The following is a 23,262-nucleotide window of genomic DNA, read 5'->3' on the forward strand; positions in this document are numbered from 1 at the left end:
TACACTTCGGTGTCGGCTGTGATAATGTTTTGTGTCAATGCACTAGCATTCGATCACATTGACCGCGAGACCGCCCTGGCTGGTCTCCTTATATTTGGATGACATGTCCAATCCGGTCTGCCGCATCGTCTCGATAACCTGATCCAGAGAGACTTTCGTCTGTTCGAGGGAATGCAGCGCCAGGCGGGCAGCATTGGCCGCTTTCACGGCGCCAATCGCGTTCCGCTCAATACAGGGAATTTGCACAAGGCCGCCTACAGGATCGCAGGTAAGCCCCAGATTGTGCTCCATCCCGATCTCCGCCGCATTAGCCACCTGTTGTGGCGTGCCGCCCCAAACCGCCGCAAGACCGCCCGCCGCCATCGAGCAAGCGACCCCCACCTCACCCTGGCATCCCATCTCAGCGCCCGAAATTGACGCCCGCTGCTTGTAAAGCAGCCCAATCCCGCCGGCGGTCAGCAGAAACTTCCGCATACGCTCCGGCGCGTCTTCGGTATCGGCACAATAATGCCGGATTACGGACGGTATGATACCGGCCGCGCCATTTGTTGGCGCCGTCACCACCTGCCCGCCCGCAGCGTTTTCTTCATTCACAGCCATGGCATAAACATTCAGCCAATCGAACAACTGCTCGCGCTCATTGGAGGGCGGGCCCTCCTGCAATTTCTGCCAGATCTCCGGGGCGCGGCGGCGAACCTTCAAGCCGCCCGGCAGCTCCCCCTTCCGCATCAATCCACGATCAATGCAAGCCATCATCACCGCCGCAATCCGGTCCAGCGCGGCTTCTGTTTTCTCGCGTGGCCGTTTGGCGTCTTCATTCGCCAGGATGACCTCATAAATGCCGAGGCCATTTGTCTGGCAGAGTTCCAGCAATTGAGCAGCCGAGGTAAAACCAAACGGCACAGGGTCCCCCACCGGCAGAATGTCATCCTCGACAGGCTTTTCCAGCTGTTTGCGCGTCGCGATAAATCCGCCTCCCGTGGAATACCACGTCTCGTCGGCAATCACTTCGCCGCCTTCGTCATATGCCTTGATCCGAAGCCCGTTCGGGTGCAGGTCTGGCATGACATCATAGGCAAACCGAATATCCGTCTCCGGATCGAATTTCATCTTCCGGCCATCGGGCAATGGCAGCACCTTCTGCTCATACGCTTGCGCGACCAGCCGGTCTGCTTCCTCCGCATCCAGCGTTTCAGGGTCGAGCCCCAGCAGACCCAGCACCACGGCTTTGGGCGTCGCGTGCCCCACACCCGTCAGCGCGAGTGACCCCTGCAACTCTGCCTCAATCCGTGCCGTTCGCGATAGCTTTTCCGAACTGGCCAGATGCGCCATGAACCGGTTTGCAATGCGGATCGGACCCACCGTGTGCGAACTCGAAGGCCCAATGCCAACCCGAAAAATATCCAATACCGACAACATCTGAAGGGGCCGTTTCCTCTGCGTAACACTTTTCAAAGTGGTGACCGAATTAGCCCGCCCCCGCAACCCGCGTCAGTCAGGCTCCGTCACATCAAGGCCATAGAGCCAATCATGGCGTCCATGCACGACCGAGGGAAGATACTTCCCCGCCATCCACATCGGACCATAGGTTCCAAGCTGGTAAAGCGGGTTGGACCGATGAAACAGCTGCGCGTTCTCGCGCGCAACATTCTGCACGCGCGTCGTCCGCGGTTTGCGTTTGGCCTCATACGCCTGCAGCGCCGCTTCCGGCTGCCCACCCCGCGCCAGCTCCCGCGACAGCACATACGCATCCTCGATCGCCATAACGGCGCCTTGCGCCATGAAGGGCAGCATCGGATGGCACGCATCCCCCAGCAGCACGACCCGGCCCTCCTGCCATCTGGGCAACTCCGGGCGGTCATACAGCGACCAGCGCATCAACAGGGGCGCCTCATCAATGATCCGTTGGACCACCGGATTCCAGCCTTTGAAATCCTTCAGCGCCTGCTCCCGCGCGCCTATTGCCGTCCAGGACTCGTCGCCAGGGTCATTGCACTCCACGACCCCGACAAAGTTGGCGAGACTGCCCCGGCGCAGGCGATAGGTCACCGCATGCCGGCGCTTGCCCGCCCAAACACATGCCGTCTCCGGCGGCGGATAATCGCCCAACTTGTTGACCGGAACCACTGCCCGCCAGGCAACATTCCCGGTATAGCGTGGCTTGTCTGGTCCCAGCATCTGCGTGCGAATGGCCGAGTGAATGCCATCGGCAGCGACCAGCAGATCACCGGACACTTTCTCACCGCTGCTGAGAACCGCCGTTACGCCCGCTTCGCTCTGCTCAAACCCGGTCACGCGCGCGCCCAGGCGGATCGCGTCAGGCGCGCGGTCCACCACACATCCGGTCAACGCTTCGATCAGGTCCGCGCGATGAATATGCAGATATTCGCCGCGCCATCTGGCCTGAGAGGCTTCGCGCAGCGGTATGCTGAATATCCGCGCGCCGCTTCGCCCCAACCGCAACTCCTGCGCCCGTGGTCGGAATGCGTCGCGTGCCACGCGCGCCGACGCGCCAAGCGCATCCAGAACCTTCATGCCATTGGGGCTGATCTGCAGGCCCGCGCCGACTTCAGCAATCTCCGGCGCCTGTTCCAGCACCGTCACGGAATGTCCCGCCTTCAGGAACGCCAGCGCCGCTGTCAGTCCGCCAATACCGCCGCCTGCAATCAGGATCTGCATGGGCTTCCCGCCGGTCCTGTTGGGGCCGCCTCCTTAGCGTACTTGTGAAGGGTCTTGCTTTCCGCCGATCAGAATAAACCGGCGATCGCAATATTTGCACTCGACGAAATCCTCGTCGCCCATCTCATACCATACCTTCGGATGGCCGAGGGCGCCGCCGCCTCCATTGCAGGAAACCTTGTGGCTCGAGACCATGGAAATCTCTGGCGGCGTAAAAACATCGCGTCTGGCGGGCATGCCTTGGGTTCTCCTGAATTGGCCGTGACGCGATTGCTTGCGACGCAGCCAGCGGCCCCCTAACTAAAGTCTGGGCATGGACCGCGCAAGGCGCCCTGCCATCGGGAAAATACTGACCATGCCAGACCCTACCTACGCGATTGAAGTCCGCGATCTGCGGAAGACCTATGCTGCCGCCGGTAAAATGCCGGAAAAACAAGCACTTAATGGAATCAATCTTGCAATTCCTACAGGATCGATCTTCGGCCTGCTCGGACCAAACGGCGCAGGCAAATCCACATTCATCAATATTCTTGCCGGCCTGGTCAAAAAAACATCAGGCACAGCGCGAATCTGGGGCCTCGACATCGACCAATCCCCCCGCCAGAGCCGCGCAGCCATAGGCGTCGTGAATCAGGAAGTCGTGGCAGACCCCTTTTTCACCCCCTTTGAAATGCTGGAACTTATGGCGGGCTTCTACGGCGTCCCGAAAGCAGAGCGCCGGACTGTGGAAATCCTCACCGCGCTTGGTCTCGCGGACAAGAAGGATGCCTATGTGCGTCAGCTTTCAGGCGGCATGAAGCGCCGGCTGATGGTCGCCAAGGCCCTCGTCCACAATCCCCCCGTTCTCATCCTTGATGAACCGACTGCGGGCGTGGATGTCGAGCTGCGCCGCCTCCTCTGGGATTATGTTCGGGAACTGCACGCACAGGGCACGACAATCATCCTCACCACACACTATCTCGAAGAGGCCGAGGAGCTCTGCGACACCATCGCGATCGTCAATCACGGCGAAATCGTCGCCTGCGAGCCTACGCCCCAGCTTCTCTCACGCCTCGATTACAAGACGCTCGTCATTTATCCGAAAGAGCCGCTAACGGCGGTGCCGGCAGACCTTGCCGGAATGGACGCCAAGCTCCGGCAAGATGGCGGACTCGCCATCACCTTCCGCACCAGTGAAACGGGAATCGGCCGTTTGCTGGAACGGGTCCGCACGGCCGGTATCAGCATTTCCGATCTCTCGACCGAAGCGCCGGATCTTGAAGATGTATTTATCTCGCTGACCAGCGAAACGGCCTGAAAGATATGGAAAAACAGAGCCTTAAAGGCTCTGTTTGATCCAATCCGTGAGGGCTTGCCGGTTCATGGCGCCATTGCGCGTCGCCGTGACCTTGCCGCCTTTGAACATCAGCAACGTTGGCAGGCCGCGCACGCCATAACGGGCGCCGACCAGTGGATAGTCGTCAACGTTTACTTTGACGATCTTCACCTTGCCGGTCATTTCCTCGGAAACGGCCTCCAGATGCGGTGACATCTGCTTACAGGGGCCACACCATTCGGCCCAGAAATCGACGACGACGGGTGTTTCCGACTCGGTGACGACGCCGTCGAAATCGTCTTCATTTACATTGATCGCTGCCATGGTTGCGGCTCCTTTGCCGTCATTCAAGATTTACAGTTGGGTACATAGGGACTCTTTGGGCAAGTCAAACCATCCCGCGCGCACTTGTGAGCACAGCTAAAAGCTGCGCTTCCGGCAGGCGCATCAGGCGCGGCCCATCTGTCCAGCACAGCGCAGCGACCACTTCCCGCTCGGGAAAGGCCGTCTTCAGCACAGCCCAGTACGCGGCCATCTGCGCCACATAGGTATCGGCTACATCCTCTGGCCGGTCGGGCGCAGGTTGGTCTGTCTTGAAGTCGATCACCCACACCCGCTCCGGTGTCACCACCAGCCGGTCCACGCGCCCATTGATCACCGTGCCTTCAGGCAAGTCTTTGGATTTACCGATGATGGCCGCTTCTGCGCGCCCACCCGGCTGAAAGATTGCGCCCAGCGCCGGATCGCGCATTACGCCCAAGGCCGCCGCCTTCATCTCTGCCCGCTGACCATCCGTCAGGTCCGCATCGCGTGAGAGATAGGCATCCGCCGCTGCCTCGCGCCCGTCTTCCGGCAGTTCCGGCAGATATTGCAGCAAGGCGTGGATGGCGCGCCCGCGCTTCAGGCGTTCCTCGCGGGCAGCATCGAATGGCGCAACAATCCGGGTCTTGGGGCCAAGCAGGCTTGTCGGTGCCGAGAGCTTCCGGGCCACCGGATCAATCGGCGCCGGTCTCAGCGCCCATTCCGGCAATCCCCCGACGCCCAAAGAGGAATCGGTATCAGCCTCTGCGACGGTCGTGACCTTTCCATACCGCCGCCCCTGATCGGTCTCCTCAAAAGGCAGCAAATCCATGGCGGCGTCGCAAAGGGCGTACCAGGAGTCCTTCTCATACCCGGTCTTGTCTTCGCCTGCCTGCCCCTGCCAATGCCCGGCGATGATCAAGCGGTCCTGCGCCCGCGTCAGCGCCACATACAGAAGCCGCCGGTGCTCCTCGCGCGCCTTGGCCTCCGCAATCGCCCGCGCCCGTTTGGACGCTTCCGCGTCCGTATCCTTGCGCGGCGACCAGACCACGGCGTTCGCGCTCTCCAATACCGACGGCGCGCTCGCCTTTGGTTTGAACGTCGTATCCGGCAGGATCACAATCGGCGCCTGCAACCCCTTGGCGCCGTGAACGGTCATCACGCGAACCTCCCGGCCAGCCTCCGCCAGGTCGCGTTTGATCTCGACATTTTCCGCTTCCATCGACGCGACAAACGACTGCAACGAAGACGGCCCCGCGCTGTCATGGCTCAGCGCGCGTGACAACAGCGCTTCAATCGGGTCGCGTGCAGGCATGCCCAGGCGCGCATTCAGCTGTTCCCATCCTGTCTGCCCGCCCTCTCCGACACGGTCGAGCACATGGCTCAGGAATTCATACGGCGGCAGATGCGCCCGGTCGAACAAGCCTTGAAGGAAACGTGCCGCCTGCTGAACATCCGGGTCATCACTCGCCTTGACGCGAGACCAAAGCGTCTCTCCCTTCGCCCGGCGCGAGGCCAGCGAGAACAGATACTGGTCATCATCCACCAGCCCGCAGAACGGCCCGCGCAAAATCTCTGCCAGAGTCAGGTCCCGCAGATCCAGCGTCGCAAACCGCATAAGGTTGAGGCAGTCCTGCACGCCGATGAAATCCGTCAGGATCAGCCGGTCGGCCCCTGCCACCGGCAGCCCTTCGGCCTTCAGCGCATTGATCAGAGAATCAAACAATCCGCCCTGCCGCTTGCTGACGAGAATGAGAACATCCTCCGGCCGCGTAGCCCGCTGCGCCTTGCCGTCCCACACCGTCTCGCCCCGGTCGATCATCCGCCGCACCGCGCGCGCCACAGACGTTGCCAGCTTCGCCTTCGGCGATGTTGCCCGCACCACATCCACCGGGCGTGCCCAGGCATCAGTCTCATCATCGGCAATCTTCGGATCAATCGGCCATATCTCGACGGCGCCATGCTCGTTCCAGCGGCGCGCCGTGTGCAGAGTATTGTCCGCCGTCCGCGGCGGCATACCGCCAATCCCCACATCAATCGGCGGAGAATTGTTCCACACCGTATCCACATAGGTCAGAACTTCCGGCACAGACCGGAACGACATCAGCATCTCGACACCCGCCGCGCCCGCCATCCGCTCTTCCAGCCGGCGCGTTTCCGTCAGCAAACGTTCCGGCTCAGCCCCTTGGAACGAGTAGATCGACTGCTTCTCGTCCCCCACGATGAACATCGTCCGCGGGTCCTGCGAATAATCGCGCCCCTCGCCTGATCCAAACTCATGCGTCAGCGCGCGGATAAGGTCCCACTGGTCCGGGCTCGTATCCTGCGCCTCGTCCAGCAACACGTGCGAAATGCTGCCATCCAGCTTGTAGAGCACCCAACTCGCCATGCCATCGGCTTCCAGCAAGGCTCGCGTCTTCTGGATCAGGTCATCAAAGTCCAGCGCCCCCCGGCGCGCCTTCTCATCCCGGTACGCCTCCAGCGCCGGCAACCCGATACGTATCAGCGCCGCCGTCCGCGCAAACGCCTTCGCCCGCTGCAATACCTCCACCAGTTCCCGAACCCGCGCCGTCTCCCGGCCTTCGCCATCCTTGATCTGGAAATACTCCGGCAACAGCGGACAAAGCTGCCCAGGCGTCTTGGTGTAGGGGTTCTGCTTCCGGAACTCTCCCTTGTCGGTCAGGAAGAAAGGCGCATACGCCGCCCAAATGGCCTCCGGCGTTTCCGCATTGAGAACCTTTTCCAGAACCTCCGCCCGTCCCTGGTCCGTTGCTGTTCCTTTCAGCAGCGCCAGCATGGCCTCCCGGATCACATCCCGTGGCAACCGGTCCCCCATCGCCGCCGCCAGTATTTCCGCCGGGCTTTCCACCGGCGCACCAAGGTCCGCCCGCAATGCCTCCATCATCCGTTCAAATACAAAATCATGCCGCTCGGCAAATCGCAGCACCGCCGCGCCGGAACCCTTCAACGCGTCCAGCGCGCTTGCCGCGCCTTCATTCATCGCCTCGCGCGCAATGAGTGCCAGCTCGTCCGGCGCGCTCTGCGCTGCCTCAAGGATCGCCCGGTCCTTTGCCGCCTGCCACAACGCCTTTGCGTCCCGGTCCTCCATCTCGGCAAAGCCGGGCACCACCCCGGCCTCCAATGGAAACCGCCTCAGGATACGCGCGCAGAACGCATGGATCGTCTCGATCCTCAGCCCGCCCGGCGTCTCCAGCGCGCGCGCAAACAGCCGCCGCGCATCGCGCAGGTCTTCCCTGGAATATTTCTCCGGCGCCCGCCCCTCCAGTTTCGACAAGGCTTCGCGCAGCTTGTCATCTTCCTTCACGGCCCAATCGCCCAGTGTCCGGAAAAGCCGGGTCAACATCTCGTTGGCCGCCGCGCGCGTATATGTAATGCAGAGAATGGAGTCTGGGTCTGCCCCCGGCCGCCCGTCCTCGCGCCGCAACAGCAGCCGCGCCACCCGGTCGATCAGAACCTTTGTCTTCCCGCTGCCAGCATTCGCCGTGGCGTAAGCCGACACATCCGGATTGGCCGCATCCGCCTGCGCCCGAATGGCCGCAGCAAAGGCGTCTCCTTCCGCCGTCTGATCACTCATCGCCGCCATCTCCGCCAGCCGTATCGCGGTTCCATTCCGCCCGCCGCGCCAGCAGGTTGTAGCCGTAATCATACTTCACGAATTGCACACGCGGCGCCGACGCAAACACCGCCTCCGGATCACGGTAGGCCGCAACCAGCCTCACATATCCATCGGCCGCCGCCGCTATCAGCTCCTCCAGCGTCTTCGGGCTGTTCTTGCTCTCGGCAATCCGGCGCGCTTCCGGCCGGCCACGAATGGCAACATATTCCAGCGCGGCCACAGGCGCGGCCCGTACATTCTTGAACCCGCCCTTGGAGGCTATGATCGCCTGCAACGGCATCTGCTGATCATAGCCGGCATCAATCGCCTTGTCCGTTGGCGGCTGCCCGGTCTTGAAGTCAACGATCACCAGTTCGCCAGTGGCCGTGCGTTCGATCCTGTCTGCGGTGGCGGAAAGCTCAAACGGGTGCCCGGCAATCTCGACGCTGATTTCCCCGCGCACCTCGCGCACAAACTTGCCGCCGATGTCCCGGCTGGCCCGCCACTCCAGATACCAGTCAGCCACATCCTGCCAGATCGCCAACCGTCCGGCCCAGGAAGACTCCGGCTCGCCCGTGCGCGCGAGTTCTACCCGGATCAGCTCCAGCAAGCTGCCGGCATCCTTGGCCACGCCCTCTTTCTCAAACGCGTCCAGCGCGGCATGGATCGCCGTGCCGCGCAGATTGCTGGCCAGCGGCGCGCCGAGCACATCCACCTGCCGCAGGCCCAGAACGGATTCCGCCCAGATCGAATAGGGATCGCGTTGCAGCCGGTCCACACGCGTCACCGAAAGCCGGGTGGGCCATTCTGCCGGCGTCCGCTTGCGGGGCGTTGGCTCTGCCGAAAAATCAGCCGGTAAAGTCCCCACGCCCCGCGTCTGCAACGCGCTTACCCAATCAAGCAGAGCGCCTGTTTCTCCCTTGAGAAGCTCTGCGGTGCGATCACCAAAGGCGCCCTCAGCCAGCGTGCGCAAACGCCAGACCCAGCGCGATTCGACCGACGGACTATCATCGCGCCGCGCCGCAGACAGCATCACCACATGCGGCGCCGCCGCCAGTTGGGCAAAGTCATGCGCCGACAGCCCCATCCGCTCCTCAGGATCGTTGAGACCCAGCGGAGCGCGAAAGCGACGCGGCAGGAATGCATCGGCAGGCGGTTTCTCCGGCCAGACATCCTCATTCAAACCAGCCAAAATCAACCGGTCCGCAGACTGAAGGCGCGCCTCGAGCGGCCCCCAGATGGAAAGCCTTGGATGCTCCGGCTCGCCAGTCTGAACAGGCAGGTTGGACGATTCTGCATCTACCAGATCTGCAAAGGCTTCAGGGCTCATCTCGCCCAGAAACGGCCCAAGCTCAGCCAGCCGTTGCAACAGGTTGGATGCGCCTGCGCCGTCTTCTCCTGCCCAGGGCATCGGCGTTTCGCTGATCGCGCCAGCCAGGTCCGCCACACGTTTGGCGGCGGCGTCCGCCGTCACACCATCGAGAATAGAAAAGTCCGCGCCGCTCTCCTCCATGATTTCCGAAAGGCGCTGCACGAGCAGGATCGCTTCATCCTGATCTTCCCGCTTGAAAGGCGAATGCGGCTCCAGCTTGTGCCGGATATCAATGCTGTGCGCCAGATCGTCCAAGCTTTTCCAACGCCTAGGGCCGCGCAAAAAGTAGAGATCAAGCAGACCCGAATCCATCTTTTTACGGACGAAAGGATGCTTCAATACCGCCGCCAGAACCGCTGGCTCTCCGGGATCTGCTGCCCATCGCGCACACAGGCCAATCAGGCTCCCTGCCTGCGTCCGGCCCAAAGGCACCGGCGCCGACGGGGGCACATGAATGCCCCAACGCCCCAGCAGCGCTGAGACGCGCCGCGCCAGACCAGCGTCTGGAGTGACCAGCGCCGCCGTCTGCCCCTCCCGCTCCAGAGTCTCGCGCATCAGAAGCGCGGCCGCTTCGGCTTCTGCCGCTTCGTTGGGCGTATTTGCGATACTCAGGCCCGTCAGGCCATCGCGTACAAATTCTTCAATCGGCTGGTTGCTCGCCGCGGCCAGTTCTTCCAGCGTCGCCCGCCAGTCGGCTGTTTCTTCTGCGGGCGCCAGCGCTTCATGGATCAGCCGCACGCGGGCGCGCGCCGGGCCATCTTCGCTGATCCCCGGCCACGGCGCCACGCTTTCGGGGGCCCGCCCCAACGCTCTCAGGGTCCGGATCAACGTGTTCTGCGGGTGTCCCGGCGCCTTGATAACGGACTCCCACTGTTTGTCGTTCAGCAGCGTATCCAACCCCGGCAGAACGATCAGCCCCTGCGGCAGGTCCAGCACCGCCCGCATCAGGATGCGTCCCGGCGGCGTCGCGCCGGTGGACCCCGCAATAATCACCGGCCCGGCAGGCGGCGCGTCCCGCCAATGATCGGCCAACGCCCGCGCCGCGCGCAGCCGTTCCTTATACGGATCAGACGCGCGATGCTCCGCCAGCCATTCCGGCCACAGCTCGGTAACAATCTTCAGAAAATCTGCCGACCGGCTCCAATGCGCCGCCATATCCCCGAGGCTCAGCGTCTCCAGCTTGCTCCAGTCCGCATTCTCGCTCATCGCCGCCTGTTCCAGCAGACGGCCTAGCTCGCGTGCCGCAGACAATGCAGAGGCCGGTGGCAGCTCCGTGCCCATGGCGTTCTGATAATAATGGCGCACCAGGGTCGCCAGCACGCCGAGCTGCTTGGCGCCAGATAGGGGCGGCGCCGCGCCGGACAGCGCCTGCTCCGCAATCGGCGGGGGCTCCCCGCTGTCGAGATCCCCCAGCGCCCGAATGTCCGGCGGCAGGATCGTCTGTTCCCCGGCCGCATCATACAGCGCCAGAGACAGGGCGCGCGCAGACCGGCGGTTGGGAACATAAATGATGGCATCCGCCAACGCGTCAGGCTTCGTTGCCAGAGATGTCTCGGCTGCCAGCGCGCGCGCCAGCTCCTTCACAAAGGCTGTGCCCGGCGCAATCGTCCGGATGCGCGGCGCATCCGGCCCGAACAGCGCATCAGCCGCCATGACAGGCCACCCACATCTCCGCATCCTTCAGGGCCTGCGGATCGCCCACATGAAGCCAGAAGGAATCGAGCGCCAGCCCGCGTGCCCGCCCTTGCGGTATCAGTTCATCCCACACCTTCACCGCCGAAAACCGCTCCACCGGCCGCCCGTCATAAACCTGAGGCTTCATGATCCGCACGCCGGCATACGCCCAGGGCGCAGACGCCGCCTCGCCCCGCCGCTTGAGGCGGCCATCGGCCTCCATGAAGAAGTCGCCCGGCCCATCAAAGCCCAGCGCGCGGCCAGTGTCGGCCACCAGCAGCCGCTCATCCTCCTGCGCCGGGTCAAAGGCCTCTGCCAATGCCAGAAGCGGGTCCGCCGTCTCGGGAGACCAGAACGCGTCGGTGTTCAGCACGAACACGGGATCGTCGCCAAGCAACCCCCTCGCTTTCGCCAGGCCCCCACCCGTCTCCAGAACTTCTCCCCGCTCATCGGAAACGATCACCTCAAAGTCCGTCAGCCCCTTCAGGTAGTCCTCAATCTGCTCAGGCAGGTAATGCACGTTCACGATGATGCGGCGAACGCCTGCCGCCTTCAGCGGCTCGATCACCCGGTCAATCAGCCTGCGCCCGCGCACCGCAATCAGCGGCTTGGGGCAAGCATCCGTGAGCGGCCGCATCCTCGTGCCCAGACCAGCGGCCAGCACCATCGCCGTATGCGGAACCGGAACACTCATGACTTGGCCTCAAAGACGAAAGGGGTCTGCTCGCGAACAAACGCCCGCATGCCGGCAAGCGACGGATGGGCGAGATTGCGGGCAAGAATGGAAAGCTGCCGGGGCTGGAATTCGCCATAGCGAGGTTTGTGGTCGCGGTGCTGAAGGCGGGAGAACACCCCGGCAATCCGTAGGGCGTTAAGAGCGCCGATCACGGCCAGCCGTTCGTCAAAATCTGTCCGGTTTTGTCCCGTTTTGTCCAGAAATGTCCCGATCGCGTCCTCGGATGCCGCGTGCGTGACCGCTCTGCGCGCGTCCTGGGTCAGCATTGCCATGTCCCAGGCATCCCATCCGCGCACCGCGTCCTGAAAATCCAGAAGCCCCACTCGCCCGCCAGGCAGCCAGAGAAGGTTCTCGGCATGATAGTCCCGCAGCGTGAAAGTCCTCGGAAAAGAAACGGCTTTTTCGATGAGGGCATCCCGCTCGCCTTCCCAGCGCGCGCGCGCCGCGCCGGTCAACTTCGTTCCACCCACTTCCAGCGGCAACCAGTCGGCATAAAGGTCCGCATTCGCCCCGAGCGCTACCGCGTCAAAGTCGAGGATCGGCCACTGAATGCCAGAATTATCAAGCAGTTGAGGTACAGGCGCGGCGTGGAGAACCGCAAGCGTCTCCGCCGCCGCACGGTAAAGCGCCCGTTCGTCGGCTTCTCCCCGCTCTATAACTCGCGCAAACTCAAGACCATCCCCAAAATCCTCAATCAATGCAAAGCCTTGCGTCGCATCGAAGGCGTACACTTCCGGCGCATTGAGCCCCAGGCTGCGCAGATGCCCGGCGATCAGCGCAAACGCCTCCACCCGCGACGCCGCCAGCCGCGTCATCGCATTCCAGCCCATCTGCTCCCGCAACGCCCGGTCAGCGCCGGGCGGACAGGGATCATCCTCCACCCGCGGCGCGTCCATCAGCAACGCCGTCACCCCATCTTCCCTGTGGAGTCGGATATACCGGCGGGTCGAAGCATCCTGGCTGAGGGGTTTGCGAATGGCCCGGTCCCATCCATCGCCCGCGCTGGCGAGGAACCGGTCTATCTCAAGCGTGCGCGAGTCAGTGGCTGAATCCATGCAGCCGTTCCTGCCAGCCTTCGCCCTTGGGTTCCAGTCTCACGCATCGCTGATCCCCGTGAATTTCAAGCAACACGTCCAGCCGCACCTGCGGCAGATGTCGCCCGGCATGTTCGGGCCACTCTACCAGCGCAACCCCTTCAACCGTTTCGTCCCAACCGAGTTCCTCCACCCCTTCGGGGTCTTCCAGCCGATAGAGATCGAAATGCCAAAGCGGAAAGTCTGGTCCGTCATACACCTGCACCAAAGTGTAAGTCGGGCTGGGCACCTCTTCCTGGCCGCCTAGAAGTGCCTGAATAATCCCCCGCGTGAGGGTCGTCTTGCCGGCGCCAAGGTCGCCATGCAGCGCCACAAAGTCTCCCACCCGCAGGATTCCTGCGATCGATTTGCCAAGCGACAGCGTGGCATCTTCATCCTCAAGCACAAAAGAGTCGGTCATACCTCTTCCTAGCCTTGCGCTGACCTTGCGCAACCTCGGTTTAACCTCAGTATGTGACGGAGTGACCCTGCTTGCACTGCTTGCGGGCTGCGCTAGAAGTGCTTAGAACCAGACAAAAGTTGACGCTTGCGTCATAAATCATATCAAGGGGGCGTCGTGGACCTTTCGGGCGCAAAACGGATTGTAATTGTCGGCGCTGGCCAGGCGGCTGCGCAGGCTGTTCAATCCTTGCGCCTGGGTGGTTATGCTGGCGAGCTCACAATCGTCGGTGAAGAGACGGCGCTTCCCTATCAGCGTCCCCCACTCTCGAAGGCTTACATGAAGGGCGAGATGGCGGAGGAGCGCCTCTATTTCCGCCCCGCGGCCTGGTACGAAGACAACAAGATCGAAGTGATGCTGGGCTCCCGCGTCACCTCCATTGATCGCGCCGCGCGCGTCGCCCATCTCGAACATGGCGCCGAACTGCCTTACGACGCGCTGGTCATCGCCACAGGTTCCCGCCCCCGCACGCTTCCCTGCCAGGGCGCTGATTTGACCGGCGTTCACGATCTGCGCAGCCTGTCGGATGTCGAACGCATCCGCCCGCAAATGGTCGAAGGCCGCCGCATGGTCATAATCGGCGCCGGCTATATCGGCCTTGAAGCGGCAGCTGTCGCACGCACCATGGGTCTGGATGTCACTGTTCTGGAAATGGCACCGCGCGTTCTGGCGCGCGTTACAAGCCCTGTAATGAGCGAATTCTACGCCGCCGAGCACATCGCCAAAGGCGTCAAGATCCTCACCAGCACGGCCCTGTCGCATCTCGAAGGCAAGGACGGCCATATCAACGCCGCCGCGCTGGCCGATGGCACGAAGCTCCCGGCCGACATCGTCCTCGTCGGCATCGGCATCCTGCCCAATGAAGAGCTTGCAAAAGACGCCGGCATCGCCTGTTCCAACGGCATCCTGACCGACCGGGACGGCCGCACATCCGACCCGCACGTGTTTGCGGCCGGTGACTGCGCCAGCCGTCCGCTGGTTCACTATGGCCGTACAGGGCGCCTCGAAAGCGTCCACAACGCCATCGAGCAGGGCAAGCTCGTCGCCGCTGCCATTCTTGGACAAAATCGGCCGGCAGAGGACTGCCCCTGGTTCTGGTCGGACCAATATGACCTCAAACTCCAGATCGCCGGACTCAGTACGGACTATGACACGATCGTCCTGCGCGGCGATCCTGAGGACCGCAAGTTTGCCGCTTTCTATCTGCGCAATGGCACCCTGATCGCCGTTGACGCCGTCAACAGCCCGCCAGAGTTCCTGGCATCCAAGAAACTCATCATGACAGGCGCAAAAATTGCCCCTGAAGTGCTCAGCGACACCTCAATCCCAATGAAAGACATCGCCGCAAAAGCTGCGGCCTGAAGGAGACGGAAATCCACATGGCAAAGATCACCTATGTTTCGCATGACGGCACCGAACGCACGGTGGAAGCGAAGAACGGCGAATCTGTAATGGAAGCGGCGATCAAGAATTCCATCCCCGGAATCGACGCTGACTGCGGCGGCGCCTGCGCCTGCGCCACCTGCCATGTCTATGTGGACGAGGCATTCCTCGACAAAGCCGGCACCCAGGAAGAGATGGAAAAGTCGATGCTCGACTTTGCCGAGAATGTGAAACCCAACTCGCGCCTCTCCTGCCAGATCAAGGTCAGCGATGCTCTTGATGGCCTGCGCGTCTCCACCCCGGAAAGCCAGCACTAAGGCTTGTCTGCCAAATCATTTCACGCCCCGGCCTGCCAGCCGGGGCGTTTTCATATGACGCAACGAAACCACTTGGTTCTTTTTCAGAACTGTGGTGCGTTTGGGTTCCACCCGCCCCTCCCAGGAGCCAAACAATGAACTATACCGACCTTCTGGCCTCCATCGCCGACGCCGGCCCCAATGCGCGAACAATGCTTGTCCCGGAAACCTGGATGCAGGGGCGCACCGCCTATGGCGGTTTGACCGCAGCGCTGTGTCTGGAAGCCGCCCGCCCGCTCGCGCCGGGTCTGCCGGTGCGGGCTGTCCAAGTTGCGTTCGTCGGCCCCGTAAATGGCGCGGTTACTTGTAAGGCTGAAGTGCTGCGGCAGGGCAAGAATACGGTGTTCGTTTCTGTGCGGATGACCGGAGACGATGGCGTCCTGGCCGACTGCATCATGACGTTTGGCGCCTCACGCCAATCCTCATTGAACTTTGCAGACCTCCCGGCGCCAGACGTTCCAAACCCCGAAGACGTCAAACCCTATTTCCGCAATCATCAGGGCCCCGCCTTCGCCCAGAACTTCGATCTGCTGATCGCCGGCGGCGCCCTTCCCTTGTCCGGCGCTGAGAAGGCTGATGTATCCATCTGGATGCGCCACAAGGATACCGCCACGCCGATGGACGCTGTGTCCTTGCTCGCCCTCGCGGATGCACCCCCACCCGCCGCCATGACCATGTTCAAGGAACCCGGCCGCATCAGCTCCATGACATGGATGGCCGAATTCCTCACCGAAGACATTGAAACCGAAGATCGCTGGTTTTTGGCACGGCATGTCGCCCAAACCGCACGGAATGGCTACTCCAGTCAGGAAATGCTGCTTTGGAACAAGGCGCGCCAGCCAATCATGGTGGGCCGTCAAACCATCGCGCTGTTCATTTGAGCACGATGTCAGCGCCAACAAAAAAGCCCCGGCTCAACGGCCGGGGCTTTTTTCGTTCTGCCGCTTGCTGATCAATTTGCCAGAGCGCTGCGCAGGCCCTCAAGGTAGGAAATCTGGTGCTCAAGCACGGCGCGCTTGGTATCACCCGCGTCGAGCTCGAGAAGCTTCAGCTTTGCAGCTTCGACCTCAACGTCGATTTCCTGAGCGCTCGCATCAGACAGATTGCGGGCTTCTTCAGCCAGGATGGTGAGGCCAGCAGGCGTCACGTCCGCAAACCCGCCACGCACATAGAAACGGTGCCGGACGACATCCCCTTCAAGCACACGGACAACGCCATTCTTGAGCGTCGTCATGAAGGGCGCATGGTTTACAAGAACGCCAAACTCACCTTCCGTACCCGGAGCGATCACATGATCAACCTGCCCCGAGAACAGCTCTCGGGCGGGCGATACGAGCGAGAAGTGCAGCTTGTCAGCCATCAACTAATTCCTCAGGCAGCGTCCGCCATCAGCTTCGCAGCTTTGGCTTTGGCTTCCTCGATGTTGCCGACCATGTAGAAGGCAGGCTCTGGCAGGTGGTCGAACTCGCCGCTGATCAGGCCTTTGAAGCCTTTGATCGTATCTTCGAGTTTCACCTGGACGCCTGGCGAACCGGTGAAGACCTGGGCAACGTCGAATGGCTGCGACAGGAAACGCTCAACTTTACGAGCGCGCGCAACGGTGACTTTGTCGTCTTCCGAAAGCTCGTCCATGCCGAGGATGGCGATGATGTCCTGAAGCTCTTTGTACTTCTGCAGGATCTGCTGAACGCCGCGAGCCACTTCGTAGTGCTCTTCGCCGACAACCATAGGGTCGAGAATACGCGAGGTGGAGTCAAGCGGGTCCACAGCAGGGTAGATGCCCTTCTCGGAGATCGCGCGGTTGAGAACCGTTGTCGCGTCAAGGTGAGCAAACGATGTGGCAGGCGCAGGGTCAGTAAGGTCGTCCGCAGGAACGTAGACGGCCTGGACCGACGTGATCGACCCTTTGTTGGTCGAGGTGATGCGCTCCTGAAGCGCGCCCATGTCAGTCGCCAGCGTCGGCTGGTAACCCACGGCCGAAGGAATACGGCCGAGCAGAGCGGACACTTCCGAACCTGCCTGGGTGAAGCGGAAGATGTTGTCGACGAAGAACAGCACGTCCTTGCCTTCCACATCGCGGAAGTATTCCGCTTGCGTCAGACCAGTCAGAGCAACCCGTGCACGGGCGCCTGGAGGCTCGTTCATCTGGCCATAAACCAGCGACATGCGGCTTTCGCCTTCGAGGTTGATAACGTTCGACTCGATCATCTCGTGATAGAGGTCGTTACCTTCACGGGTCCGCTCGCCGACGCCGGCAAACACCGAGTAGCCGCCGAACAGTTTCGCAATGTTGTTCACCAGTTCCATGATCAGAACCGTCTTGCCCACGCCGGCGCCGCCGAAGAGGCCGATCTTGCCGCCTTTCGCGTAGGGGCAGAGAAGGTCGATAACCTTGATACCGGTGACGAGTACTTCGGATTCCGTGGCCTGATCAACGAAGGCAGGCGCCTGAGCGTGGATCGGCATGTAGGTGTCGGCATTGACCGGGCCGCGCTCGTCAATCGGCTCGCCGATGACGTTCATGATGCGGCCAAGAGTGGCCGGGCCAACTGGAACCGTGATCGGCGTACCGATGTCCGACACGGGCTGCCCGCGAACCAGACCTTCGGTCGAGTCCATGGCGATCGTGCGGACAGTATTCTCGCCGAGGTGCTGGGCGACTTCGAGAACAAGGCGCGAGCCGTTGTTGAAGGTCTCGAGGGCGTTGAGGATCGATGGCAGCTCGCCGTCGAACTCAACGTCGACAACGGCGCCGATAACCTGGGAAATGCGGCCTTTGCCGTTTGCGGGGGTGCTCATCTGATCGTCTCCTCGGGAGATGAAGTATTCTGGTCTGGTTAAACGGTTAGAGGGCTTCAGCCCCGGAGATGATCTCGATCAGCTCCTTGGTAATCTGTGCCTGGCGCGCCCTGTTGTATTTCAGGTTCAGCGCTTTGATCAGGTCTTTGGCGTTGCGGGTCGCATTGTCCATTGCGGTCATGCGGCTCGCCTGCTCACCGGCCGAGCTTTCCAGCATGGCCGACAGGATCTGGGTATTGATGTAACGCGGCAGCAATGCCTCGAGGAGGGCTTCCTCAGAAGGCTCGTAGATGTATTGCGCGCCGCCCAGATCAATCACCGGTGCGCCTTCAGGCGCGGTCGCGGGGATGAGCTGTTGGGCGGTCGGAACCTGCGACAGAACGTTCTTGAACTGCGAGTAGATCAACGTCGCGACGTCGAACTCGCCGTTTTCAAAGCCCTTGGTCAGCATCTGGCCGACCGAAAGCGAAGCATCGGTGAAGTTGTTGCTCTTCACGTCCGAGAGGTTCACGTGCCCGGTAAACAGAGCGCTGTGCTCGCGTGCCAGAACTTCGCGGCCCTTCTTGCCGATGGTCAGGACCTTCACGGTCTTCCCTTCGGATTGAAGCTGCTGGATCTTCAGACGAGCGAGTTTGGCTACATAGGCGTTGAAACCGCCCGCGAGGCCGCGCTCAGCCGTCATGACGACGAGCAGATGTGTCTGGTCCGTGCCGTTACCGGTCAGCAGCTTTGGGCCACCTTGGCCGGTTGTTGCGGCAAGATTTGCCAGCACCGCAGCCAAACGCTCCGCATAGGGGCGCGCAGCCGTTGCGGCTTCTTGAGCGCGCTTCAGCTTGGCGGCAGCCACGAGCTGCATCGCCTTGGTGATCTTCTGCGTGGATTTCACGCTTCCGATCCGGTTCTTAAGGTCCTTCAAGCTGGGCATGTCAGGCCTTTACCGTCCTTGGTTCAGTCAACAGATCAGGCGAATTTCGAAGTGAAATCGTCCAGCGCTTTCTTGATCTCGTCTTCGATCTCGCTGGTGAGTTCTTTCTTCTCGCGAAGCTTGGCGAGAAGCTCTTTCTTCGCGCCGCGCATGTGCACGAGCAGTTCTTTCTCGTAGCGGGTCACGTCCTTGAGAGCGACCTTGTCGAGATAGCCACGCGTACCGGCGTAGATGATCACGACCTGCTCTTCCATCAGCAGCGGCGAATATTGCGGCTGTTTCAGGAGTTCGGTGAGGCGCGCGCCGCGGTTCAGAAGGCGCTGGGTTGCAGCGTCGAGGTCCGAACCGAATTTCGCAAAGGCGGCCATCTCGCGATACTGGGCGAGTTCACCCTTCATCGAGCCGGCAACTTTCTTCATTGCCTTCGTCTGAGCGGCCGAACCCACGCGGGAGACCGACAGACCGACGTTCACAGCTGGGCGGATACCCGAGTTGAACAGGTCGGTTTCAAGGAAGATCTGACCGTCGGTGATCGAGATCACGTTCGTCGGGATGTAGGCCGAAACGTCGTTTGCCTGGGTTTCGATAACCGGCAGAGCCGTCAGCGAGCCGTTACCATTGTCGTCGTTCAGCTTCGCAGCGCGCTCAAGGAGGCGCGAGTGGAGATAGAACACGTCGCCCGGATAGGCTTCGCGGCCTGGTGGGCGGCGGAGCAGCAGGGACATCTGACGATAAGCAACGGCCTGCTTGGAAAGGTCATCATAAATGATGAGGGCGTGCATACCGTTGTCACGGAACCACTCGCCCATGGTGCAACCGGTGAAGGGTGCGAGATACTGAAGCGGAGCCGATTCCGAAGCCGTTGCCGAAACAACAATCGTGTAATCCAGCGCGCCGCGCTCCTCGAGCACCTTCACAACCTGCGCCACAGTGGAGCGCTTCTGGCCGATAGCGACATAGACGCAGAACAGCTTGTCCTTGTCGGACTTGGCCGCGTCATTGGTCGGCTTCTGGTTCAGGATGGTGTCGATGCAGATAGCGGTCTTGCCGGTCTGACGGTCACCGATGATCAGCTCGCGCTGGCCACGGCCAACGGGGATCATGCCGTCGATGGCCTTGATGCCCGTCATCATCGGCTCATGAACCGATTTACGCGGGATGATGCCTGGCGCCTTGACGTCGACCTGCGAGCGCGCAGCAACATCTTTCAGGGGGCCCTTGCCGTCGATCGGCTCGCCCAGCGCGTTCACGACGCGGCCGAGAAGCGCTTTACCAACCGGCGCAGCAACGATCTCGGAGGTCCGCTTGACGGTGTCGCCCTCTTTGATGCTGCGGTCTTCGCCGAAGATCACGACGCCGACGTTATCTTTCTCGAGGTTCAGGGCCATGCCCTTGATGCCGCCGTTGAACTCAACGAGTTCGCCAGCCTGCACGCTGTCGAGGCCGTAGACACGAGCGATACCGTCGCCGACGGAAAGCACCTGGCCAACATCCGAGACTTCAGCTTCGACGCCGAAATTCTCGATCTGGGACTTCAGGATGCCCGAAATTTCTGCAGGTGAAATGTCCATCGAGCTTCTTATGCTCCCTTCATCACGGTGTTCATGCGTTCAAGTTTCTTGGCGACGCTGGCGTCCACGAGCTTGGAGCCCAGGCGCAGCTGAATGCCGCCAATCAGCGAGGGGTCAACCTCGCTTGTGAGTTCAACATCGCCGCCAACGACACGCGCGAGCAGCGATTCAATCCGGGACTTTTCAGCGCCGGTCATTTCTTTAGCTGTGCGAACTATCGCGCGCTGTACGCCGCGCTGTTTCGCATAGAATTGGTCAAACGCGAATTCGGCGCCCAGAATGTCGTTGGCGCGGCCATTGGTGGCCATCGTGCCGAGGAATTTTCCGAACAGGGGCGAATAGCCCGCTTTCTTGGCGATTTCAGCGAGCGCAGAAACCTTCACATCGCGGCTGAATGCGGGCGAGTCGAGCAGCTTGCGCAGATCGGCCGATGTTTTGATAAGTGCAGCGAAAGCCCTGAAATCTTTATGGATCGTGGCGAGGTCGCCCTTATCCTGCGCCAACTCAAAGAGTGCGCGGGCGTAGCGCTGGGCCGTTTCGCTTGTCTGGATCACGTTCGAGGCAGGCAAGGTCTTGAAATCCGTCTCAGTTAGGGGGCGGAAGTGCCCTAATAAAAGTCAGGCGGGCGATGCTCGCGAAACGGGCACCCCCCCAAGGATGTGCGGCGCTTATCATTAGAAATTCGCGCTGACAACAGCCCCGCCGTCAGGCGTCATGCGGCGAAATGGCCGCGAGTGAGGCCTTACGAGGGGAAAGGGCATTCAGAGAAAAGAATATGGGTCTATATCGATCGAAATCCGCACCTGAGACGGGAGTCTCAGGCGGGCGGTCCAGGCGGCCATATAGGCTGAAAGATCAATGATTCTCGGGCTCTTTACCAGGAACCGCCGGCGATGCCGGCCCCGCAGCACCGTAATCGGCGCCGGCGCCGGACCAAACACCTCTATGCCATCGCCGTTGGGCGCAGCGGCGGCGATATCCAAAGCCGCTTTATCCACAAGATCTGCAGACGGCGCCGACAGAATCATTGCTGCCAGCCGGCCGAAAGGGGGCAGGACAAGTTCGGAGCGGACATCCCGCTCGATCTGCAGGAAGCCGTCGCGGTCATTGGCGGCGAGCGCCTCCATGGCGGGGTTATCCGGGGCATAAGTCTGCACCAATGCCCGGCCGGGGCGCTCTGCGCGCCCTGCCCGGCCCGCCACCTGGCTCAGCAGCTGGTAGGTGCGCTCGCCCGCGCGCAGATCCCCGCCCTTGAGGCCGCTATCGGCGTCCACGACGCCCACCAGCGTCAGATTGGGGAAGTTGTGCCCTTTGGCCACGATCTGCGTGCCGATCATAACGTCGATCTCGCTGCGCTCCATACGCTCCACGAGACTGCGGGTAACATCGGCGCCCTGCGCTGTATCTGAAGAGAAAATCTCGATTCGGGCATGGGGCAGCAAGGTCCGAACCTCTTCGGCCACCCGCTCGACGCCCGGCCCGACGCCCATCAGCGAATCGGGCGCACCGCATTGGGGGCATTTGGTGGGCTTGGGGATGGAATAGCCGGTAACGTGGCAGACGAGGCGGCCGGAGTACCGGTGCTCGGTCAGCCAGTTCTCGGTGCCGGGCGTCTTCAGCCTTTCCCCGCAGGCCTTGCAGATGACCAGCGGGGCATAGCCGCGCCGGTTGAGGAAGAGGAGCGACTGCTCCCCATTGGCGAGGGTCTCCATCAACGCCCGCTCAAGCACGGGGGATAGCCACTTGCCTTTCCCCGGGGGGGCGGTTCGCAGATCGACCAGCTCAATATCCGGCAGGCGCGAGGCACCGGGGCGCGCGGCGAGCCTGAGGTGTACATATCGCCCGGCCTCAGCATTCACGGCAGTTTCCAGCGCTGGCGTTGCGGAGGCGAGGATGACTTGCCCCCCCTCCAGCTTGGCGCGCATCACCGCCAGATCGCGGGCGTGGTAGGTGACGCCGTCTTCCTGCTTGAAGGAGGTGTCGTGTTCCTCGTCGACGATGATGAGGCGCAGCTTGCGATAGGGCAGGAAAAGGGCTGAGCGGGCACCGATGACGATGCGGGCTCTCCCGTGGACAGCTTCACGCCAGGTGCGGCGGCGATCCTTGGGGCTGAGGCCGGAATGCCATGGCGCAGGCGCCGCGCCAAAGCGGGCTTCGAAGCGGGCGAGGATCGCCTGCGTCAGAGCAATTTCCGGCAACAGAACAAGGATCTGCGCCTCGGGGTCAGATTTCAGCGTTTCAGCAATCGCCTCGAAATAGACTTCCGTTTTGCCCGAGCCTGTCACGCCGTCCAGCAGGAAGGCCGAGAAGCCGCCGGCGTGGATAGCGGCCTTCAACTCCCCCGCCGCGACGGCCTGTTCGCCGGTCAGAACGGCGCCTTTGCGATCTGGATCGGGGATAGCGAAAGACGGGTCGGTCTCCAATTCGACCGCCTCCAGCACGCCCGCCTCGGCCAGTCCTTTGACTACGCCGGACGAGACATTTGCTGCACTGGCAAGGTCAACAGCCGACCAGAGCTGGTCATTTCTGGACAAATCGGGACAGTTCGGGACAGTTCGGGACACCTCCAGCACCTTCTGGCGCGCCGGCGTCATCCTATCCGGCAGCTTGCCGGTCGCGCGGTATCGGGTTTCGACCGGCGAGGGCAAAAGCCCCTCCCGCGCCCGCAGCGCCATCGCCAGAACCTGCCCCGGATGGGTGACCGTGTAACGCGCGACCCATGCCAGGAACTCGCGCATCGGAGCGCCCATCGGCGGGGCGTCATAGACGGCCGTGACCGTCTTGAGCTTGCGCCCGGTGGCCACGTCATCACCCAGCACGTCGACCACGATACCGAGCCGGTCATGCGGACCGACCGGCGCGGCAACATAGCTTCCGGGCTGAAGCGTCATGCCCTCGGGAACCGCGTAATCGAACGGTTCGGGCAGTGGCAGGGTGAAGAGGATTCGGGCGACGGCCATGGGCCCGGCTTAGACCTTTGACCGGGTGTCGTCATCCCATCGG

Annotated in this window: 19 protein-coding genes; 4 read left to right on the plus strand and 15 right to left on the minus strand. The window is 62.0% G+C overall.

The features are described from left to right. Nucleotides 1-42 precede the first annotated feature (42 nt). The 3 genes from HNE_RS09290 to HNE_RS09300 all read right to left on the minus strand — a co-directional run bounded on the left by HNE_RS09290 (nt 43) and on the right by HNE_RS09300 (nt 2,916). Nucleotides 43-1,419 carry an L-serine ammonia-lyase gene (locus HNE_RS09290; RefSeq protein WP_011646879.1) on the minus strand — a complete coding sequence of 459 codons (1,377 nt, stop codon included), beginning with the start codon at nt 1,417-1,419 and terminating at the stop codon, nt 43-45. Nucleotides 1,420-1,491: 72 nt separating this feature from the next. Further along, nucleotides 1,492-2,679, minus strand: coding sequence for an FAD-dependent monooxygenase (locus tag HNE_RS09295; RefSeq protein ID WP_011646880.1), 1,188 nt, complete (start codon nt 2,677-2,679; stop codon nt 1,492-1,494). A 33-nt stretch (nt 2,680-2,712) separates the two neighbouring features. Beyond that, complete coding sequence (locus tag HNE_RS09300) at nt 2,713-2,916, minus strand: zinc-finger domain-containing protein (RefSeq protein ID WP_011646881.1); 204 nt, start codon at nt 2,914-2,916, stop codon at nt 2,713-2,715. A 118-nt stretch (nt 2,917-3,034) separates the two neighbouring features. Here HNE_RS09300 and HNE_RS09305 point away from each other — a divergent pair, with 118 nt between their 5' ends. Continuing rightward, a complete protein-coding gene (locus HNE_RS09305) occupies nt 3,035-3,976 on the plus strand; it encodes an ABC transporter ATP-binding protein (protein WP_011646882.1) in 942 nt (313 codons plus the stop codon). Nucleotides 3,977-3,997: 21 nt separating this feature from the next. Here the strand turns inward: HNE_RS09305 and trxA are convergent, their stop codons facing one another. The 6 genes from trxA to tsaE all read right to left on the minus strand — a co-directional run bounded on the left by trxA (nt 3,998) and on the right by tsaE (nt 13,186). Continuing rightward, nucleotides 3,998-4,318 (minus strand): thioredoxin, encoded by a 321-nt coding sequence (gene trxA, locus HNE_RS09310; RefSeq protein WP_011646883.1) that lies wholly within the window; start codon nt 4,316-4,318, stop codon nt 3,998-4,000. 64 nt (nt 4,319-4,382) lie between these two features. Then, nucleotides 4,383-7,889: a double-strand break repair helicase AddA gene (addA, locus tag HNE_RS09315; protein ID WP_011646884.1), complete on the minus strand. Its 3,507-nt coding sequence runs from the start codon at nt 7,887-7,889 to the stop codon at nt 4,383-4,385. Then, complete coding sequence (gene addB / locus HNE_RS09320; RefSeq protein WP_011646885.1) at nt 7,882-10,935, minus strand: double-strand break repair protein AddB; 3,054 nt, start codon at nt 10,933-10,935, stop codon at nt 7,882-7,884. Before addB ends, addA begins: the two co-directional genes overlap by 8 nt. Continuing rightward, on the minus strand, nt 10,925-11,650 hold the full coding sequence (locus HNE_RS09325; RefSeq protein ID WP_011646886.1) for a nucleotidyltransferase family protein: 726 nt from the start codon (nt 11,648-11,650) through the stop codon (nt 10,925-10,927). Before HNE_RS09325 ends, addB begins: the two co-directional genes overlap by 11 nt. Continuing rightward, nucleotides 11,647-12,747 (minus strand): aminoglycoside phosphotransferase family protein, encoded by a 1,101-nt coding sequence (locus tag HNE_RS09330; protein ID WP_011646887.1) that lies wholly within the window; start codon nt 12,745-12,747, stop codon nt 11,647-11,649. The genes HNE_RS09325 and HNE_RS09330 overlap by 4 nt, the downstream gene beginning before the upstream one ends. Then, nucleotides 12,731-13,186, minus strand: a complete 456-nt coding sequence (gene tsaE / locus HNE_RS09335; protein WP_011646888.1) for a tRNA (adenosine(37)-N6)-threonylcarbamoyltransferase complex ATPase subunit type 1 TsaE — start codon at nt 13,184-13,186, stop codon at nt 12,731-12,733. The genes HNE_RS09330 and tsaE overlap by 17 nt, the downstream gene beginning before the upstream one ends. Nucleotides 13,187-13,312: 126 nt before the next feature. Here tsaE and HNE_RS09340 point away from each other — a divergent pair, with 126 nt between their 5' ends. The 3 genes from HNE_RS09340 (at nt 13,313) to HNE_RS09350 (ending at nt 15,845) form a co-directional block, all read left to right on the plus strand. Next, nucleotides 13,313-14,587 (plus strand): NAD(P)/FAD-dependent oxidoreductase, encoded by a 1,275-nt coding sequence (locus HNE_RS09340; protein WP_233351890.1) that lies wholly within the window; start codon nt 13,313-13,315, stop codon nt 14,585-14,587. A 17-nt stretch (nt 14,588-14,604) separates the two neighbouring features. Beyond that, nucleotides 14,605-14,925 (plus strand): 2Fe-2S iron-sulfur cluster-binding protein, encoded by a 321-nt coding sequence (locus tag HNE_RS09345; protein ID WP_011646890.1) that lies wholly within the window; start codon nt 14,605-14,607, stop codon nt 14,923-14,925. A gap of 134 nt (nt 14,926-15,059) precedes the next feature. Beyond that, nucleotides 15,060-15,845 carry a thioesterase family protein gene (locus tag HNE_RS09350; protein WP_011646891.1) on the plus strand — a complete coding sequence of 262 codons (786 nt, stop codon included), beginning with the start codon at nt 15,060-15,062 and terminating at the stop codon, nt 15,843-15,845. A 71-nt stretch (nt 15,846-15,916) separates the two neighbouring features. Here the strand turns inward: HNE_RS09350 and HNE_RS09355 are convergent, their stop codons facing one another. The 6 genes from HNE_RS09355 to HNE_RS09380 form a co-directional block, all read right to left on the minus strand. Beyond that, nucleotides 15,917-16,324, minus strand: a complete 408-nt coding sequence (locus HNE_RS09355; RefSeq protein WP_011646892.1) for a F0F1 ATP synthase subunit epsilon — start codon at nt 16,322-16,324, stop codon at nt 15,917-15,919. Between the two features lie 11 nt (nt 16,325-16,335). Continuing rightward, complete coding sequence (gene atpD / locus HNE_RS09360) at nt 16,336-17,763, minus strand: F0F1 ATP synthase subunit beta (RefSeq protein ID WP_011646893.1); 1,428 nt, start codon at nt 17,761-17,763, stop codon at nt 16,336-16,338. A gap of 46 nt (nt 17,764-17,809) precedes the next feature. Then, a complete protein-coding gene (locus HNE_RS09365; RefSeq protein WP_011646894.1) occupies nt 17,810-18,688 on the minus strand; it encodes a F0F1 ATP synthase subunit gamma in 879 nt (292 codons plus the stop codon). Nucleotides 18,689-18,723: 35 nt separating this feature from the next. Then, nucleotides 18,724-20,259, minus strand: a complete 1,536-nt coding sequence (atpA, locus tag HNE_RS09370; protein WP_011646895.1) for a F0F1 ATP synthase subunit alpha — start codon at nt 20,257-20,259, stop codon at nt 18,724-18,726. An 8-nt stretch (nt 20,260-20,267) separates the two neighbouring features. After that, complete coding sequence (gene atpH, locus HNE_RS09375) at nt 20,268-20,813, minus strand: ATP synthase F1 subunit delta (RefSeq protein ID WP_011646896.1); 546 nt, start codon at nt 20,811-20,813, stop codon at nt 20,268-20,270. Nucleotides 20,814-21,020: 207 nt separating this feature from the next. Continuing rightward, entirely contained in the window at nt 21,021-23,219 is a 2,199-nt protein-coding gene (locus HNE_RS09380; protein WP_011646897.1) for a primosomal protein N', read from the minus strand. Nucleotides 23,220-23,262 lie beyond the last annotated feature (43 nt).

The organism is Hyphomonas neptunium ATCC 15444 (assembly GCF_000013025.1).
In the GTDB taxonomy this organism is placed as follows: domain Bacteria; phylum Pseudomonadota; class Alphaproteobacteria; order Caulobacterales; family Hyphomonadaceae; genus Hyphomonas; species Hyphomonas neptunia.

Bases quoted from the DNA above. Each gene is read 5' to 3' on its own strand.
- HNE_RS09325 (WP_011646886.1), bottom strand. From the start codon at position 11,650: ATGAGTGTTCCGGTTCCGCATACGGCGATGGTGCTGGCCGCTGGTCTG.
- HNE_RS09365 (WP_011646894.1), bottom strand. From the start codon at position 18,688: ATGCCCAGCTTGAAGGACCTTAAGAACCGGATCGGAAGCGTGAAATCC.
- HNE_RS09350 (WP_011646891.1), top strand. From the start codon at position 15,060: ATGAACTATACCGACCTTCTGGCCTCCATCGCCGACGCCGGCCCCAAT.
- HNE_RS09345 (WP_011646890.1), top strand. From the start codon at position 14,605: ATGGCAAAGATCACCTATGTTTCGCATGACGGCACCGAACGCACGGTG.
- HNE_RS09355 (WP_011646892.1), bottom strand. From the start codon at position 16,324: ATGGCTGACAAGCTGCACTTCTCGCTCGTATCGCCCGCCCGAGAGCTG.
- atpA (WP_011646895.1), bottom strand. From the start codon at position 20,259: ATGGACATTTCACCTGCAGAAATTTCGGGCATCCTGAAGTCCCAGATC.
- tsaE (WP_011646888.1), bottom strand. From the start codon at position 13,186: ATGACCGACTCTTTTGTGCTTGAGGATGAAGATGCCACGCTGTCGCTT.
- HNE_RS09290 (WP_011646879.1), bottom strand. From the start codon at position 1,419: ATGTTGTCGGTATTGGATATTTTTCGGGTTGGCATTGGGCCTTCGAGT.
- addA (WP_011646884.1), bottom strand. From the start codon at position 7,889: ATGAGTGATCAGACGGCGGAAGGAGACGCCTTTGCTGCGGCCATTCGG.
- HNE_RS09300 (WP_011646881.1), bottom strand. From the start codon at position 2,916: ATGCCCGCCAGACGCGATGTTTTTACGCCGCCAGAGATTTCCATGGTC.
- HNE_RS09380 (WP_011646897.1), bottom strand. From the start codon at position 23,219: ATGGCCGTCGCCCGAATCCTCTTCACCCTGCCACTGCCCGAACCGTTC.
- HNE_RS09305 (WP_011646882.1), top strand. From the start codon at position 3,035: ATGCCAGACCCTACCTACGCGATTGAAGTCCGCGATCTGCGGAAGACC.
- HNE_RS09295 (WP_011646880.1), bottom strand. From the start codon at position 2,679: ATGCAGATCCTGATTGCAGGCGGCGGTATTGGCGGACTGACAGCGGCG.
- HNE_RS09330 (WP_011646887.1), bottom strand. From the start codon at position 12,747: ATGGATTCAGCCACTGACTCGCGCACGCTTGAGATAGACCGGTTCCTC.
- trxA (WP_011646883.1), bottom strand. From the start codon at position 4,318: ATGGCAGCGATCAATGTAAATGAAGACGATTTCGACGGCGTCGTCACC.
- atpD (WP_011646893.1), bottom strand. From the start codon at position 17,763: ATGAGCACCCCCGCAAACGGCAAAGGCCGCATTTCCCAGGTTATCGGC.
- addB (WP_011646885.1), bottom strand. From the start codon at position 10,935: ATGGCGGCTGATGCGCTGTTCGGGCCGGATGCGCCGCGCATCCGGACG.